Origin of the sequence: Streptomyces sp. NPDC005492 (assembly GCF_040605995.1) — a bacterium.
In the GTDB taxonomy this organism is placed as follows: domain Bacteria; phylum Actinomycetota; class Actinomycetes; order Streptomycetales; family Streptomycetaceae; genus Streptomyces.
Genome location: NZ_JBEXDX010000009.1, coordinates 169523 through 184696, shown reverse-complemented (window position 1 = coordinate 184696; position 15174 = coordinate 169523). Strand labels below are relative to the sequence as shown.

Sequence of the window (15174 nt, the reverse complement as noted above, 5' to 3'; positions counted from 1 at the left end):
GTCTCGAAGTCGGCGGCGGCCGCGGGTTCAGCGGGCTTCCGCCAAGGATCTACGGGCTACGAAGATCTAGGGGCCCTGAGTGAACGGCGGGTGGCGCGGTCGGCACCACCCGCCGTCACTTCAGCTCAGCCCTTTGGCCCGGAAGGTCAGGCCTGCTCGGCCTCGGCGGCCGGAGCGGCCTCGACCTCGGCGGCAGCTTCGGCGGCGGGGGCCTCGGCAGCGGCCTCCTCGACGGCGACCGGAGCCTCGGCCTGCTCGGCGTCGGCGACCTTCTCGGTCTCGGCGGAGGTCTGGACCTCGGCCTCGGCGGCCGGGGTCTCGTCGGCCTTCTTCTCGCCTTCGAGCAGGTCGCGCTCCCACGCGGCGAGCGGCTCGCCGGCGGCCTTGTCACCCTTGGCCTCGGCGGCGACGCCGGAGCGGCTGATGAGGCCCTCGGCGACGGCGTCGGCGATCACGCGGGTGAGCAGGGTGACGGAGCGGATCGCGTCGTCGTTGCCCGGGATCTTGTAGTCGACCTCGTCGGGGTCGCAGTTCGTGTCGAGGATGGCGACGACCGGAATGTTGAGCTTCCGGGCCTCACCGACCGCGATGTGCTCCTTCTTGGTGTCCACGATCCAGACGGCGCTGGGAACCTTGGACATCTCGCGGATACCACCGAGGGTCTTCTCCAGCTTGGCCTTCTCGCGCGAGAGCACGAGAAGCTCCTTCTTGGTGAGACCGGACGCGGCGACGTCCTCGAAGTCGATCTGCTCCAGCTCCTTGAGGCGCTGCAGACGCTTGTAGACGGTGGAGAAGTTGGTGAGCATGCCGCCCAGCCAGCGCTGGTTGACGTAGGGCATGCCGACGCGGGTGGCCTGCTCGGCGATGGCCTCCTGCGCCTGCTTCTTCGTGCCGACGAACATGACCGTGCCGCCGTGGGCGACGGTCTCCTTGACGAACTCGTAGGCGCGGTCGATGTACGACAGCGACTGGAGCAGGTCGATGATGTAGATGCCGTTGCGCTCGGTGAAGATGAAGCGCTTCATCTTCGGGTTCCAGCGACGGGTCTGGTGACCGAAGTGGACGCCGCTTTCCAGCAGCTCCCGCATCGTGACGACGGCCATGGCCGTTCTCCTTGATTTTCTCGGTTGTGCCGCGGGTGCCGGGACGGCACTCGCGCCTGACGCCCACGTGCGCGTGCCCAGAGGACCGAGGTGCGCTGACACGGGTCTGTGATGACCAGTTGTCGGGGCGTGCGAAGTCGACCCGGTGACCCGGATCGCCAAAGGAAGTGTACGGGACCCGCGAGGTACCGGGTGACGCCGTTGTCCACAGGCACCCGACGGTCCACAGGTCCAAGCCATGATCGGCGTCGGTACGGCACGGTTTGTGCATGCGAACGCGACGACGTGAACGACCCGTGCGGGCGGCCCTGGTATCAGTCCTGGGCCTGCTGCTGACCCTGCTGACCTGCGCGGCCCGGGCGGACGACAGCCCTCCGCCCGCACCCGGCGTCCCGCCCCCACCCGTACCGGCCGTGGCCCGCGCCTGGCCCGTCGGTTCCCACCCCTTGGTCCTACGGGGCTGGGAGCCCCCGGCGACGCGCTACGCCCGGGGCCACCGCGGCGTGGACCTCGCGACCCCGGCCGGCGCTCCCGTGCGTGCGGTGGCGGCGGGCCGGGTCTCCTTCGCGGGCCGGGTGGCGGGCAAGGGAGTGGTGTCGGTCGAGCTGACCGGCACGGACCTGCGCACGACCTACGAACCGGTGAGCGCGTCGGTGAAGAAGGGGGACGAGGTGGAGCCGGGCGAGGTGGTGGGGACCGTGGAACTCACGGGCTCCCACTGCGCGACTTCGTGCGTGCACTGGGGCCTGTTGAGAGGGGAGCTGTATCTGGACCCGCTGGCCCTGCTGCCGCCGTGGCTGCTGAACAGGGGCCCGTCCCGCCTGTTGCCCGTACTGACAGCGCCCAGCTAAGAGGGGCGACCAGCCCACCTACCCCCGCACACCCCGCAGAGCCATACTCACCGCGGCCTCGGTGATCACCGAAGGATCCTCGGCAGCTCCCAGCTCGATCCGCCGCACGGCCGCGTCGACGACCCCCTGGAGCAGCATCGCCGCCAGCCGGGGCTCCGCATGCCCCATCTCCGCCAGCGCCTCGACGATCATCGCCACCAGCCCACCGTGCGCGGCACGGATCTTCTCCCGCGCCCCCGCGTCCAGTTCGCTCGCGGAGATGGCGACCACGGCCCGGTGCCGACGGTCCCCGACCAGGGCCAGCTGCTGCCGTACGTACGCCTCGACCTTGCCCTCGGCCGAGTCCGCGCGCCGCATCGCCGCCGACACGTCCGCCGCCCAGACGGGGAAGTCGACCTCGCAGAGTTCCTCGACGACGGCCGCCCGCGAGCGGAAGTACTCGTACACGGAGGAGCGCGCGAGACCGGTCCGCTCGGCCAGGGCCGGGAAGGTCAGCGCCTCCGTCCCGCCCTCGGACAACAGGGAACGAGCCGCGTCCAGCAGGGCGGCTCGCTGCATCGATCGGTGCTCGGCCACGGAGGCCGCTCGAATCCTTGGCACGTCAACCACTCTACGGACGGTCCACCCCGGACGGGAGTGACTCAGGTCATGCAGGCACGATTCTGCGAGGTCGACAAGGCCGTACGAGCTGTGCTCAACGGCCGAAACTCGCCAGCTTGGCGCGCAGTTGCAACACGGACTTGGTGTGGATCTGGCTGACCCGGCTCTCGGTCACCCCGAGCACATTGCCGATCTCCGCGAGCGTGAGGCCCTCGTAGTAGTACAGCGTGACGACGGTCTTCTCGCGCTCGGGCAAGGTGTTGATCGCCCGCGCAAGGAACCGCCGCAGCTCCCGGCCCTCGGCCACCTCCACCGGGTTGTCGGCGGCGGTGTCCTCCAGGGTGTCCATCAGGCTGAGCCGGTCGCCGCCCTCCCCGCCGGCGTGCAGCAACTCCTCCAGCGCCACCACGTTGGCCAGCGACAACTGGCTGAAGACGGCGTGGAGATCGTCCACCGCGATGCCCATCTCGGCGGCCACCTCACCCTCGCTAGGGGTGCGCCTCAGCCTCGCCTCCAGCGTGGCGTACGCCCGCTCCACGTTCCGCGCCTTCTGCCGCACCGAGCGCGGGATCCAGTCCAGCGCGCGCAGCTCGTCGATCATCGCGCCCCGGATGCGGGTGATCGCGTACGTCTCGAACTTGATCTCCCGCTCGATGTCGAACTTCTCGATCGCGTCGATCAGTCCGAACACCCCCGACGACACGAAGTCCGCCTGCTCCACATTGGGCGGCAGCCCGACGCTCACCCGTCCCGCGACGTACTTCACGAGCGGCGAGTAGTGCAGGATCAACTGCTCGCGCAGCCGCTCGTCCCCCGTCGTCTTGTACGACCGCCAGAGCTCCTCGAGCGTCGAGGGAGCGGGCGGCCGGACGGCGCCACCGTCGCGGGCGGCTGGGGGGATCGCCGCCCGGTCGGACCCGGAGGTGTGCTGGGGCATTCGTCGCCTTGTGCCGTTCTGCTGTGAAGTGCGGTTGCCTGGGTGAGCTGTCGGAGTGATGCCGAGTTGCCGGTCTGTGCCGGAATCCCCGTGAGCGTAGCGTGACTGGAGTGTCGCGGTGCGCGAAGGGCGAGGCCCGGACCGGGCACGGACGCGTCCGACGAGGTGCCGAAGCGGGTGACTACGATCGCTCTGCGTGATCATCGGAATGTGCCAACTGCGGGAATTTCCAAGGGTGTCGGGGTTCCCCCGGACGGCCGAACACGCTCGGTCAGCGGCGCCCCCGATCGGCCCGGACCGAGATCATCGCCTGGCGTGTCAACTTCCAGCCGTCGCTGTGTCGTTCGACGTAACCAAGTGCTCGGAGTTCGTACAGTCTCGCGATCGCGTCGTCCTCCGTGGTCTGCGCGCCGCGCGCGATCTCCCGCGGTGGCGCCGCCCTGTTGCCGGGCAGGGCGGCGAGGACGCGGCGGGCCGCCGGTTCCAACAGGTCGCGCGGGAGCACCGGTCCGCGTCGGTCCGGGGCCAGCTCGCCCATTCCGCCGACCAGTTCGACGACTTCAGCGGCATCGGTCACCAGCACCGCGTCTCCGCGCAGGAGTTCGTGCACTCCGGCGGAGAGTGCGCTGGTGGCCGGGCCGGGCACTCCTATCGTGTGGCGCCCCAGCTTCTGCGCGGCTCGCGCGGTGACGAGGGACCCGCTGCGATAGGCGGCCTCGACGACCACGGTGCCCCTGGTGAGCGCCGCGATCACCCGGTTCCGGAGGATGAACCTGCTCGGCGTCGGATGCTCCCCTGGCGGCAACTCCCCCACCACGAGCCCCTGTTCGGCGATCCTGCTGATCAACTCGGTGTGGCCGCGCGGGTAGGGCCGGTCGACGCCGCAGGCGAGCACGGCGACGGTGGCGCCGCCCGCGCCGAGGGCGCCGCGATGGGCGGCGCCGTCGACTCCGTAGGCGCCGCCGGACACGACCACCCAGCCGAGTTCGGCGAGGCCGGCGGCGAGGGTGGCCGCCATGTGGGCGCCGTACTCGGTGCAGGCGCGGGCGCCGACGACGGCGACCGAGGTGAGCGCCCACGCCCGCAGGCTGGGCAGCCCGCGCACCCACAGTCCGGTGGGCCGCGCGTCCCCGAGGTCGTCGAGTTGGCCGGGCCACTCGGCGTCGCCGGGACACACGAACCGGACCCCTGCATCCCGTGCGACGGCCAGGTCCCGGCCCGGTTCGACCAGTCCGGCCCGTGCGCACAGCCCGGCCCACCGCTTGTCGGTCACCCCGACGAGCTGCGGCCCGCCGTCCCGCAGGCATCGGGCCACTTCCACGGCGCCCAGTTCGCGGATCCACCGGCCGGCCACTTCGTCGCCGGGCTCGACGACCCGGGCGAGGAAGACACGGGCGTGGAACTCCTCGCCCGGGTCCTCGTTCGTGGTCATGTGCGTGGTCATGCGAGTGCCCCGATGACCATGGGGGCTCCTCGTGGAACGCCGGTGCGCAGTTGCAGGGCGAGGGCCACGTCCATCGCGTCCGGCCGGTCATGGCCCTTGAGGTCCGCGACCGTCCAGGCCACGCGCAGGACGCGGTCGATGCCCCGGGCGGTCAGCATGCCCCGCTCCAGACTGCGCTCGGCCTCGTCCATCGCCCCGCGCACGGCCTGCCAACGGCTGCGCAGCTCACGACCGGGCACTTCGCTATTGGTCTGCCACGGGGTGCCCGCGAGACGGGCCCGCGCCCGCTCCCTGGCCGCCCGCACGCGGTCCGCGACCGTCGCGGTGGACTCGCCCCGGGCGCCGCGCTCGGTGAGTTCGGCACGCGTGACCCGGTCCACCTCCACCCGCAGGTCCACCCGGTCGAGCAGCGGCCCGGAGAGCCTGGCCTGGTACCGGCGGATCGTCATCGGCGGGCACTCGCAGAAGTCGTCGGTCTGCGAGAAGCGGCCGCACGGACAGGGATTGGCCGCGAGCACCATCTGAAAGCGCGCCGGGAACCGCACGACCCCGGCACTGCGCGCGATCACGACATGCCCCGCCTCCAGTGGCTGCCGTAGGGCGTCCAGTGCCTGGCTGTTGAACTCGGGTGTCTCGTCCAGAAAGAGAATTCCGCGATGCGACAACGAGACCGCGCCGGGCCGCGCGATCCCGGGCCCGCCGCCGACCAGGGCCTGCATCGTGGCCGAGTGGTGCGGGGCGCAGTAGGGGGCGACGTCGATCAGGGGTTTGCCCGGGGGCAGCAGGCCCGCCACCGAGTGCACCGCCGTGACCTCCAGCGAGTCCTGCCTGCTGAGCCGGGGCAGGATCGCGGGCAGCCGCTCGGCCAGCATGGTCTTGCCCGCACCGGGCGGACCTTCGAGGAAGAGGTGGTGTCCGCCGGCCGCGGAGACCTCCACCGCGGTGCGCGCCGAGAGCTGCCCGACGACGTCCGCGAGGTCGTGCCCCGGGTCGTGGTGTGCCGCTCCCACACTGTGCATGCCGGTGGCCGCGCCGGTGCCCGGCACACGCAGACCGGCGAGGAGCGGATCCGGGCGGCTCAGGTCGTCCGGTTCCTCGTCGGGGACCGGCTCGTCCGCGAGTACCGCGATCAGTTGCCGCAGGCTGCGGACGCCCAGCACGGACACCCCGGGTACGAGGGACGCCTCGGCGGCGGCGCACTCGGGCACCACCACCTGCTCGTACCCCGCGTCCGCCGCCGCCAGTACCGCCGGCAGGATGCCCCGGACCGGGCGCACCCGGCCGTCCAGTCCCAGCTCCCCGATCATCACGATGTCGGCGAGCACCCGGGGATCGATCCGCTCGGCGGCGCCGAGCACGGCCGCCGCCACGGCCAGGTCGAAGCCGCTGCCGCTCTTCGGCACCGATGCCGGGCTCAGGCCCACCGTCAGTTTCTTCTGCGGCCAGGCGCTGCCCGAGTTGACCACGGCGGCCCGCACTCGGTCCTTGCTCTCCGTCAGGCTCTTGTCGGGCAGTCCCACCAGAGTGAACGCGGCGACGCCGGGTTCGAGGTCGGCCTGGACCTCGACCACTACGCCCTCGACGCCCACCAGCGCCACCGAACACGTACGAGCGAAGCCCATCTCAGGCCACCCCCCGCGCGTGCTCGACGACGGGTGCGCCGCGGCCGGGCAGGAGCACGCCCACCAGGTCGATGCGGACGCCGCCCGGCGGCGCCCCTCCGTGGGCGTGGATCCACCGTCCGGCGAGGCCGCGCAGGCGCTCCGCCTTCTCGGGGGTCAGGGCGGCCATCGGGTGCTGGAAGGCACCGGTCCGCCGTGTCTTGACCTCGCAGACGACCAGGACGTCGCCGTCCCGCGCCACGATGTCGATCTCGCCCGTCCTGCCACAGCGCCAGTTGCGCTCCAGGACCGTCATCCCGGCCTCGACCAGCCGTCGTGCGGCCAGCGTCTCGCCGTACTTGCCGAGTGCACTGCGTGCGTTCATGTCGGCACCACCTCCGCGCCAACCGTGACGCGGAACGGTCCACCAAGTGGATCTTGGTGGACCGTTCAGTGGTTGTGGAGAACTCCGTCACCCGCACGAGCGAAGATCACCCCGCGGAGACCCGCCGTCAGCCGCCCGGCAGTTCCAGATCGCTCTTGTTGAGCTCTTCGATGTTCACGTCCTTGAACGTGAGGACCCGCACCTGTTTCACGAAGCGAGCCGGTCGATACATGTCCCACACCCAGGCATCCGCCATGGACACCTCGAAGAACACCTCACCCTGGACCGAGTGCACCTGCATCTCGTAGTCGTTGGTGAGGTAGAAGCGCCGTTCAGTCTCGATCACGTATTTGAACAGACCGACGACATCGCGGTACTCCCGGTAGAGCTTCAGCTCCATCTCGGTCTCGTACTTTTCGAGGTCCTCGGCGCTCATGGCATGTTCCCCTTCAGCCGTGCTGATCCCACCATTGTGCGCCAGTCCCGTGCGCCCCTAGACGATTTCGGTGTCCAGAGTCACCGGTCCGGCCGGGGGACCTTCGTCGAGCAGCCTGCGGAGCAGCTCGGCGAGTCTGGTCGGATACACCGTCTCATGCGCCCGGTCCAGTTCCCGGCACGTCCACCAACGTGCTCCGGAGACGCTGCGCCGCTCCAGCTCGGTGAGGGCCGTGGCGCCGGGCACGCCGTCGGCCGTGGCGGACGTCCTGGCCAGGTAGTACCGCTCGTCCTGGTCCCAGCGGCGGCCCGCGAACGGGAAGGAACAGGTCCGCGTCCACAGCACCGGGCCGAGCCGGACCTGTGTGATCCCAGTCTCCTCCGCGAGTTCCCGCAGCGCGGCCTCCTCGTGGGTCTCGTCGCCCTCCAGGCCGCCGCCGGGGGTGAACCACCAGTCGTCGGCCGGGTTCTCTGGCTCGTGGCCGTGGAGCAGCAGGATGCGGTCCTTCGGGTCGAGGAGGACGACCCGGGCGACCTTGCGCAGGCCGCCCTCGTAGGAGTCCCGGCCCTCCTCGGTGGCCTCAGCGGGCACCGGCGGGCTCCGGCCGGGGGCGGGAGCGGCGGCCGGCCAGCTTGGCGAGGGGGCCGTAGGCGCCGCCGCCGAGGACGAGCACCGCGCCCGCGACGATCACGGCGAGGATCGTGCGCAGGGGCCCGGGCTGGGAGAGAGTGCCGAGTTCCTCGAAGTTGGTGGGGCGCTCCAGCATGCCCTTCATGGGCCAGACGACGGCGTCCACGCGGGCGCTCACGGCGCTGCTCGCGACGGTGCCGCTGGCGACGTCCGTGAGGTGGGCGCTGGAGTCCAGGGAGCCCTGGCGTTCGTCGCCGAGCAGGAACAGACGGCCCTTGGGGACCTTCACCGCGGGGATCGTCTTGTCCTCGACCGCGCCGCCCTTGAGGTAGGGCTCGTCGATCTGCTTGCCGTTGACGACCAGCTTGCCGTTGGTGCAGCAGGAGACGGTGTCCCCGCCGACGGCGACCACCCGCTTGACCACGGGAGCGTTCGTCACCCAGGTCTTGTCGGTGAAGACCACGACGTCGCCCCGGCGGACCTCGTCACCGTCGACCCGCTGGGCCAGCACCCGGTCGCCCGCGTCGATGGTCGGCGTCATCGAGCTGGTGGGCACGGTGTACGGCCGGTACACCACCGCTCCCCAGCCGAACCCGCCGAGGAACAGCACAAGGCCCAGTGCGACGGCCAGTCCGGACAACCGCTCTCCGGTCCGGCGGCCCACCGGGCCCTTGCCAGTGCCACCGCTGGTACGCGGGGCCGTACGTGTTGCGCTCTCGCCACCCATGGGCGGCACCCTACCCGGCGGTACCGAGGGTGGTCAGCCCTTCCTCCGGGACCTGGGTCACAAGCTCCACAAGGCCTTTACGCGACCTTGGCCGAGCGCCTGCGGCGCCACAGGGCCAGGGGCAGGACACCGACGAGGGCGAGGCCCTCCGGCGCGGCCGTCAGGAGACGGGAGGCCGAGGCCTGGGTGTTGATGCCCGTCTGGTCGAAGGTGTCCGGGATCGGCAGCGTGCCCCAGCGGTTGATGGGCCAGGCCTTGACGATCGCGCGGCCGACGACCTCGTTCACCGGGACCATGCCGTGGTGCTTGTCGGACTGGTTGTAGCGCGAGTCCCGCGAGTTCTGCCGGTGGTCGCCCATCACCCAGATGTCGCCCTTGGGAACCTTGACGGTGAACTGGCCGCCCTGGTCGTCGTTGGTGCACGGGGTGTTGCCGGGGTATACGTACGGCTCGTTCAGCGCCTTGCCGTTGACCATCAGCGGGCCGGTGCCGCTGCAGGAGACGGTGTCGCCGCCGACGCCGATGACCCGCTTGATGAGGTCCTTCTCCTGCGCGGAGGGCATCAGGCCGATCCAACTGAGCACGGTCTGCAGGGCGTTGGGGTTGGCCGTGGGCTCACCCGCCAGCCAGTCGTCCGGGTCGTGGAAGACGACGACCTCGCCGCGCTCGGGCTCGGAACCGAACCACGGGGTGAGCTTGTCGACCAGGACGCGGTCACCCTGCTGGAGAGTGTTCTGCATCGAGTCGGAGGGGATCGAGAACGCCTGCACCAGGAAGGTCTTGATGAGCAGCGCGAGGACGAGCGCGATGACGATCAGGATCGGCAGCTCCTTCCAGAAGGAGCGCGGCTTCTTCGCCTGGGGGGTCGAGTCGCCCGGCCCCTGGCCCTCGGTCCTGGTCTGTGTACCTGACTCCACGCCGTCCTTGCCGTCCTCGTCCGCTCCGGCGTCACTCCCGGAGGTCACGGCGCTGTCCGCGGCCGGGGCGGGTGCTTCCACGGGACGTCCGCGGTGCTCCTCGCCGTCGTGTCCGGACCGTGCGCCAACCGCCACATCCCCCACGCCAACTCCTTACTCCGTGCCGCCGCCCGCGCCATCTTCGACGCAGGCCCACCACTCCCATAACGAGCGGGAGTTCCGCAGGGCTCGGGAGTTGGACCGATCCGTTCGGATCGACCGGGGCAACCCTATGCGACAGTTCGGGAGCGGCGGTCGCCCCTGACACCGAGTTGGAAACCGATGCAAAGGTTTTAGGTTCATTCAGGCTGGTCCAGTGGTCCATGGGCCAGGCGATCATCTTGGCCCGCCCCACCACCAGGCTGAGCGGGACCGTGCCTCCGTAGCTGGTGTTCTGGTGTGCGCGGGAGTCCGCCGAGTTGCCGCGGTGGTCGCCCATCACCCACAGCCGGCCCTTGGGGACGGTGATGTCGAACGCCGTTTCGGACGGTGCGTTCCCGGGATACAGGTAGTCGGCCTCGGTCAGGGGGACGCCGTTGACGGTCACCCGCCCTTGCGCGTCACAGCACTTGACGTGGTCGCCGCCGACGCCGATGACCCGCTTGATGAGGTCCTGCTCGTTGTCGGAGGGCAGCAGGCCGATGAACTGGAGGCCTTCCTTGACCTGCTTGATGACGATGGGGTCGTTCTTCTTGGTGGTCGTCTCGTCCCCCAGCCAGCCGCCCGGGTCGTGGAAGACGACGACGTCGCCGCGCTTGGGCTCGGAACCGAACCACGGGGTGAACTTGTCCACCAGGACGCGGTCGCCGACGCGGATCGTCTCCTCCATGGAGCCCGAGGGGATCACGAACGCCTGGACGAGAAAGGTCTTCAGAACGAGGGCTATGAGAACGGCGACACCGACCAGGAGAGGTATCTCCCGGACCGCGCCGCGCCTGCGCCGCCGCTTGACCTTGCGCTGGAGCTTGCGCCGATCCGCCCGGCTGCGGCCCGCGCCCCCTGCCGGGGCGAGCGCGCCCGCGCGCCGGGAGCCGGTCGGCAGCAGGTTCTCGTTGCCGAAGGAGCCGCCCGGCGTCGCGCCGCGCGGCTTGCCGCGGTTACCCATGGGCGCCGCCGACACTTTTCGCGTCCGGTACGCGCGCGTAGGCCCCGGGCCGGACGAGGTGGGTCCAGTCGCGGGCGGGCCAGACGATCCAGTCGGCTCGCCCGATGACGTCACCAACGGGAATCATGCCTCCGCCCGGGTCGCCCAGGTGGTCCCTGGAGTCGCTTGAGTCGGCGCGGTGGTCGCCCAGGACGAAGAGGGTCCCCTCGGGCACGACCAGGTCGAAAGACACGGTGGACGGAGCGTCCCCGGGGTACAGGAACGCCGACTCGTCGACCGACCGCCCGTTCACCTGGATCCTCCCCTCCTTGTCGCAGCAGACCACGTGGTCTCCCCCCACACCCACAACGCGCTTGATGTAGTCGGCGTCCCCGAAATAGCCAGTGCCATCGAACACAACGATGTCGCCGCGCTGCGGATGGGCACCGAAACGGTACGCCAACTTATTTACGAGAACGCGGTCGCCGATCCTCAATCCGGATTCCATGGATCCGCTGGGAATCTGGAAAGGCTGGAGCAAGAAGGTGTTGAGCAGCAGCAGAAACACCAGACAGACCAGGGCGGTCAGGGTGATCCGGCCACCGGGCAGCCACTCGGCGGCACGCGACACCAACGCGAAACGCGACCGGTCCTCCGGTCCTCCGGTATCCGAGGGGTCCTCGGAGTCGGAAGGGCGGGAGGAGCGGTCGCGCTCCGTCGGCTGTGCTTCGGTGTCCATCGGAGCCAGATGCTATCCGGCCCCGACGAGAACCCCGTACGCGACTAGTTGTCGCGCTTCTCCTTGATCTTCGCGGCCTTGCCGCGCAGGTCACGGAGGTAGTACAGCTTCGCGCGACGGACGTCACCACGGGTCACGAGCTCGATCTTCTCGACGATCGGGGTGTGCACCGGGAAGGTGCGCTCGACGCCGACGGAGAACGAGACCTTGCGGACCGTGAAGGTCTCACGGACACCGGCGCCCTGGCGACGGATGACTACGCCCTTGAACTGCTGCACACGGGAGCGGTTGCCCTCGATGACGCGGACGTGGACGTTGACGGTGTCACCCGGGCGGAAGGCCGGGATGTCGGTGCGCAGCGAGGCGCTGTCGACGGTGTCGAGCAGGTGGGACATTTCGTCTGCTTTCTTCGCTGATGCCACAGGTCACCAACGGGAGCTGGGTTCTGAGAAGGATGCTGTCCGTGTCGGGGCGGGCGTCGTGTCCCCCTGTGGCAGGGGCGCACGCCGGACGACGCACAACAGCGACCTATTCTTCCACGCCGTCCGGCCTGCGCCAAAATCGGCCGTACGGCTCCCCCGCCGGGTCCGGTGCCCAGCCCAGGATCGACAGCATCTCGCGGTCCTTCTTGTCGAAGGCCTTGGGCTCGCAGCGCTCGATCAGGTCGGGCCGGTGGGCGGCCGTGCGCTTCAGCGCCTCGTCGCGCCGCCAGCGGGCGATCTTCCCGTGGTGGCCGCTGAGCAGCACGTCCGGGATCTCCCGGCCGCGCCACTGGGGCGGCTTGGTGTAGATCGGCCCCTCCAGGAGGTTGGCCATCGCCCCGGGCGCGAAGGAGTCGTCGCGGTGCGACTCGGCGTTGCCCAGGACACCCGGCAGCAGCCGTGCCACGGCCTCCGTGACGACCAGGACGGCCGCCTCACCGCCGGCGAGCACGTAGTCGCCGATGGACACCTCGTAGACGGGCATCCGGGTCGCGTACTCGTCGATGACCCGCCGGTCGATGCCCTCGTAGCGGGCGGGTGTGAAGACCAGCCAGGGGCGCTCGGAGAGTTCCACGGCGAGTTCCTGGGTGAACGGCCGGCCGCTGGGGGTGGGCACGATGAGCGCGGGCTCGCCGGAGCCCGTCTCGTAGCCGTCGGCCAGGACGGAGTCCAAGGCCTCCCCCCAGGGCTCGGTCTTCATGACCATGCCGGGGCCGCCGCCGTAGGGGGTGTCGTCGACCGTGTTGTGGCGGTCGTACGTCCAGGAGCGCAGATCATGCACGTGCACATTCAGTTGTCCACGCGCGCGTGCCTTGCCGACCAGGGAGACGTTCAGCGGTTCGAGGTACTCGGGGAAGATCGTGACGACGTCGAGCCTCATCAGGACTCTTCCCGACTGGAAACGATCTCCGCCTGGTCGTCGATCAGTCCGGGCGGCGGGTCGATGACCGCGCGCTGTTCCTCCAGGTCGATCTCGGTGACGATCGACTCGACGAAGGGGATCATCACCTCGCTGCCGTCGGGCCGCTCCACGATGAAGAGGTCCTGGGAGGGCAGGTGCGAGATCTCGGTGATCCGGCCGACCTCGGTGCCGTCCTTGGTGACGACGTCGAGGTCCATGAGCTGGTGGTCGTAGTACTCGTCCTCCTCCTCCGGCAGCTCCTCCGGGTCGATCTCGGCGATCAGGAGGGTGTTGCGCAGGGCCTCGGCGCCGGTGCGGTCGTGCACACCCTCGAAGCGCAGGAGGAGGCGGCCGCTGTGCACCCGGCCGGTCTCGATGGTGAGCGGTCCCGTCGCGGCGGGGTCCGTGGCCAGGACGGCACCGGGCGCGAGCCTGAGCTCCGGTTCGTCGGTGCGTACCTCGACGGTGACCTCGCCCTTGATGCCATGGGCACGGCCGATCCGTGCGACTACCAGTTGCACGTGTCCGAATCTCCTGTGTCATACAGCTCGGGCCGGGGACGGCCAGTGGCCCTCCCCGGCCCGAGCCGGTGTGCGAATTGACGTCAGCGGACGTGGTCCACGTCGACGAGGTCGACGCGGACACCCCGGCCGCCGATGGCGCCCACGACGGTGCGCAGGGCGCGAGCGGTGCGGCCGTTGCGACCGATCACCTTGCCGAGGTCGTCGGGGTGCACCCGGACCTCCAGCACGCGCCCCCGACGCAGGTCGCGCGAGGCGACCTGCACATCGTCAGGGTTGTCGACGATGCCCTTCACGAGGTGCTCAAGAGCCTCCTCAAGCACGCTCAGGCCTCGGTCGACTCAGACGAAGAGGACTCGGCGGCAGCCTCGTCCTTCTTCTCAGCCTTCTTCTTCTGGGTGATGGCCTCGCCCTTGCCCTGGTCGTCGCCACCGAGGGCGTCGAACACCGGGCGGGCGGCCTTCGGCTCGGCCACGAGCAGCGGAGCCGGGGCCGGCAGGCCCTTGAACTTCTGCCAGTCGCCGGTGAGCTTCAGGATGGCGAGGACGGGCTCGGTCGGCTGCGCGCCGACACCCAGCCAGTACTGCGCGCGGTCGGTGTCGACCTCGATGCGCGAGGGGTTCTGCACCGGGTGGTACAGACCGATCTCCTCGATGGCCCGGCCGTCACGGCGGGTACGGGAGTCGGCGACGACGATGCGGTAGTGAGGCGAACGGATCTTGCCCAGACGCTTCAGCTTGATCTTGACTGCCACGGGAGTGGGTTCTCCTGGATTTGACGTGGTTGGGCACGGCAGATGGCCGCGTGGGGTTGCGGTACCCGAGTGCCCGATGGACGCGTCAGCCGGAGGCGAGAGGGTTCCTGTGCGGCTGTCGAGTACAGCTAGCCATTGTGCCACACGCCGAAGGCCCGCCCGACCGGGCGGACGCTCCCGCCCACGCGGAAGCGACACCCGGCGCCGGGAGGTGACCGGCGCGGGTGTGCGCAACCCGGCCCTGCGGGATGCGGCTGCCACGAGCAGCCGCAGCCTCAGGCCGCTCCGAGGACCTCCGGGATGCGGAAGGGCTTGCCGCAGCCCCCGCACACGATCGGCGCCTGGGCCAGCACCGAAGGGACGACCCGTACGTTACGACCGCAGTCGCACACCGCCTTGACGCGGACGCCCCCACCGGAGGACCCGTGCCGGGCGGCCGGGCCGCGGAAGGTGCGGGAGGTGTCCGCGGAGGTGGCGACGGTGTGGGCCTTCAGCGCGCGCTGGAGGCGTTCCATCGTCGGCCGGTAGCGGCGCTTGGCCTCGGGGTTGAGCTGGACCAGCGAGAAACCGCTGCTGGGGTGCGGTTCGTCGGGGTGGTCCAGGCCCAGCTCCTCGGCGATCGCGAGGAATCTCCGGTTGTGGTAGCGGCCGGCACGGGACGTGTCGCGCACGCCGCGCGCGGCGGCGATGCCATGGACTGCCTCATGGAGCAGTCGCTCGAAGGAGAGCTCGTGTCCGCAGGCGGACGACGACTCTCCGATCAGGGACTCGGGCGCGGCCAGATCGGGCAGCTCGGGGTGGTACCGCTGAATGTCGGCCCACGCCTCTGCCAGCTCTGCGGCGAGAACAGGTGGTGTCTGTGTCGTGCTCACGTAATGACAACGAGCCGGAGTGCCCCAGTGTTCCGATTCCGGGGCATCCCAAATAATTTGCACGTACCCGTCAGTTGCCGCTGATGCGTGGAGACGAGGGCGGGTGCGCTGATCTGCGGAGAAGCCTCACAGCTCATACCAAGCTGGTGCG

General features: G+C 70.1%; 19 protein-coding genes. 1 reads left to right on the top strand and 18 read right to left on the bottom strand.

Translation table 11 applies throughout. The features are described from left to right. Positions 1-146 precede the first annotated feature (146 nt). Positions 147-1103, bottom strand: a complete 957-nt coding sequence (gene rpsB / locus ABZT04_RS15575; protein WP_355919267.1) for a 30S ribosomal protein S2 — start codon at positions 1101-1103, stop codon at positions 147-149. Positions 1104-1372: 269 nt separating this feature from the next. On the opposite strand from rpsB, the gene ABZT04_RS15570 reads away from it, so the two are divergent. After that, entirely contained in the window at positions 1373-1954 is a 582-nt protein-coding gene (locus ABZT04_RS15570; RefSeq protein ID WP_356056742.1) for a M23 family metallopeptidase, read from the top strand. A gap of 18 nt (positions 1955-1972) precedes the next feature. On the opposite strand, the gene ABZT04_RS15565 is transcribed toward ABZT04_RS15570, so the two are convergent. The 17 genes from ABZT04_RS15565 to ABZT04_RS15485 all read right to left on the bottom strand — a co-directional run bounded on the left by ABZT04_RS15565 (position 1973) and on the right by ABZT04_RS15485 (position 15023). Continuing rightward, entirely contained in the window at positions 1973-2530 is a 558-nt protein-coding gene (locus ABZT04_RS15565; RefSeq protein ID WP_356056741.1) for a helix-turn-helix domain-containing protein, read from the bottom strand. Positions 2531-2648: 118 nt separating this feature from the next. After that, positions 2649-3491 (bottom strand): RNA polymerase sigma factor WhiG, encoded by an 843-nt coding sequence (whiG, locus tag ABZT04_RS15560; protein ID WP_355919261.1) that lies wholly within the window; start codon positions 3489-3491, stop codon positions 2649-2651. Between the two features lie 271 nt (positions 3492-3762). Further along, the gene (gene dprA, locus ABZT04_RS15555; protein WP_356056740.1) at positions 3763-4923 is read right to left on the bottom strand and encodes a DNA-processing protein DprA; all 1161 of its coding nucleotides are present in this window, start codon (positions 4921-4923) and stop codon (positions 3763-3765) included. An 8-nt stretch (positions 4924-4931) separates the two neighbouring features. Continuing rightward, entirely contained in the window at positions 4932-6557 is a 1626-nt protein-coding gene (locus tag ABZT04_RS15550; protein WP_356056739.1) for a YifB family Mg chelatase-like AAA ATPase, read from the bottom strand. A gap of 1 nt (position 6558) precedes the next feature. Continuing rightward, the gene (locus ABZT04_RS15545) at positions 6559-6921 is read right to left on the bottom strand and encodes a YraN family protein (RefSeq protein WP_356056738.1); all 363 of its coding nucleotides are present in this window, start codon (positions 6919-6921) and stop codon (positions 6559-6561) included. A 127-nt stretch (positions 6922-7048) separates the two neighbouring features. Beyond that, a complete protein-coding gene (locus ABZT04_RS15540; protein WP_003965949.1) occupies positions 7049-7357 on the bottom strand; it encodes a DUF2469 domain-containing protein in 309 nt (102 codons plus the stop codon). 57 nt (positions 7358-7414) lie between these two features. Next, entirely contained in the window at positions 7415-7948 is a 534-nt protein-coding gene (locus ABZT04_RS15535) for an NUDIX hydrolase (RefSeq protein ID WP_356056737.1), read from the bottom strand. Further along, positions 7938-8714, bottom strand: a complete 777-nt coding sequence (gene lepB, locus ABZT04_RS15530; RefSeq protein ID WP_356056736.1) for a signal peptidase I — start codon at positions 8712-8714, stop codon at positions 7938-7940. The genes ABZT04_RS15535 and lepB (ABZT04_RS15530) overlap by 11 nt, the downstream gene beginning before the upstream one ends. Before the next feature lie 77 nt (positions 8715-8791). Next, entirely contained in the window at positions 8792-9775 is a 984-nt protein-coding gene (lepB, locus tag ABZT04_RS15525) for a signal peptidase I (protein ID WP_356056735.1), read from the bottom strand. Continuing rightward, positions 9663-10775: a signal peptidase I gene (gene lepB, locus ABZT04_RS15520; RefSeq protein WP_356056734.1), complete on the bottom strand. Its 1113-nt coding sequence runs from the start codon at positions 10773-10775 to the stop codon at positions 9663-9665. Before lepB (ABZT04_RS15520) ends, lepB (ABZT04_RS15525) begins: the two co-directional genes overlap by 113 nt. Beyond that, positions 10768-11493, bottom strand: a complete 726-nt coding sequence (gene lepB / locus ABZT04_RS15515) for a signal peptidase I (RefSeq protein ID WP_356056732.1) — start codon at positions 11491-11493, stop codon at positions 10768-10770. Before lepB (ABZT04_RS15515) ends, lepB (ABZT04_RS15520) begins: the two co-directional genes overlap by 8 nt. Positions 11494-11537: 44 nt before the next feature. Then, complete coding sequence (gene rplS, locus ABZT04_RS15510; RefSeq protein WP_148010680.1) at positions 11538-11888, bottom strand: 50S ribosomal protein L19; 351 nt, start codon at positions 11886-11888, stop codon at positions 11538-11540. 133 nt (positions 11889-12021) lie between these two features. Next, positions 12022-12855 carry a tRNA (guanosine(37)-N1)-methyltransferase TrmD gene (gene trmD / locus ABZT04_RS15505; RefSeq protein WP_356056730.1) on the bottom strand — a complete coding sequence of 278 codons (834 nt, stop codon included), beginning with the start codon at positions 12853-12855 and terminating at the stop codon, positions 12022-12024. Beyond that, positions 12855-13397 (bottom strand): ribosome maturation factor RimM, encoded by a 543-nt coding sequence (gene rimM / locus ABZT04_RS15500; RefSeq protein ID WP_356056728.1) that lies wholly within the window; start codon positions 13395-13397, stop codon positions 12855-12857. The genes trmD and rimM overlap by 1 nt, the downstream gene beginning before the upstream one ends. An 83-nt stretch (positions 13398-13480) precedes the next feature. Then, complete coding sequence (locus ABZT04_RS15495; RefSeq protein WP_005479813.1) at positions 13481-13720, bottom strand: RNA-binding protein; 240 nt, start codon at positions 13718-13720, stop codon at positions 13481-13483. Between the two features lie 2 nt (positions 13721-13722). Then, the gene (gene rpsP, locus ABZT04_RS15490; protein ID WP_355922662.1) at positions 13723-14151 is read right to left on the bottom strand and encodes a 30S ribosomal protein S16; all 429 of its coding nucleotides are present in this window, start codon (positions 14149-14151) and stop codon (positions 13723-13725) included. Positions 14152-14426: 275 nt separating this feature from the next. Further along, positions 14427-15023, bottom strand: coding sequence for a hypothetical protein (locus ABZT04_RS15485; RefSeq protein ID WP_355922664.1), 597 nt, complete (start codon positions 15021-15023; stop codon positions 14427-14429). Positions 15024-15174: the final 151 nt, after the last annotated feature.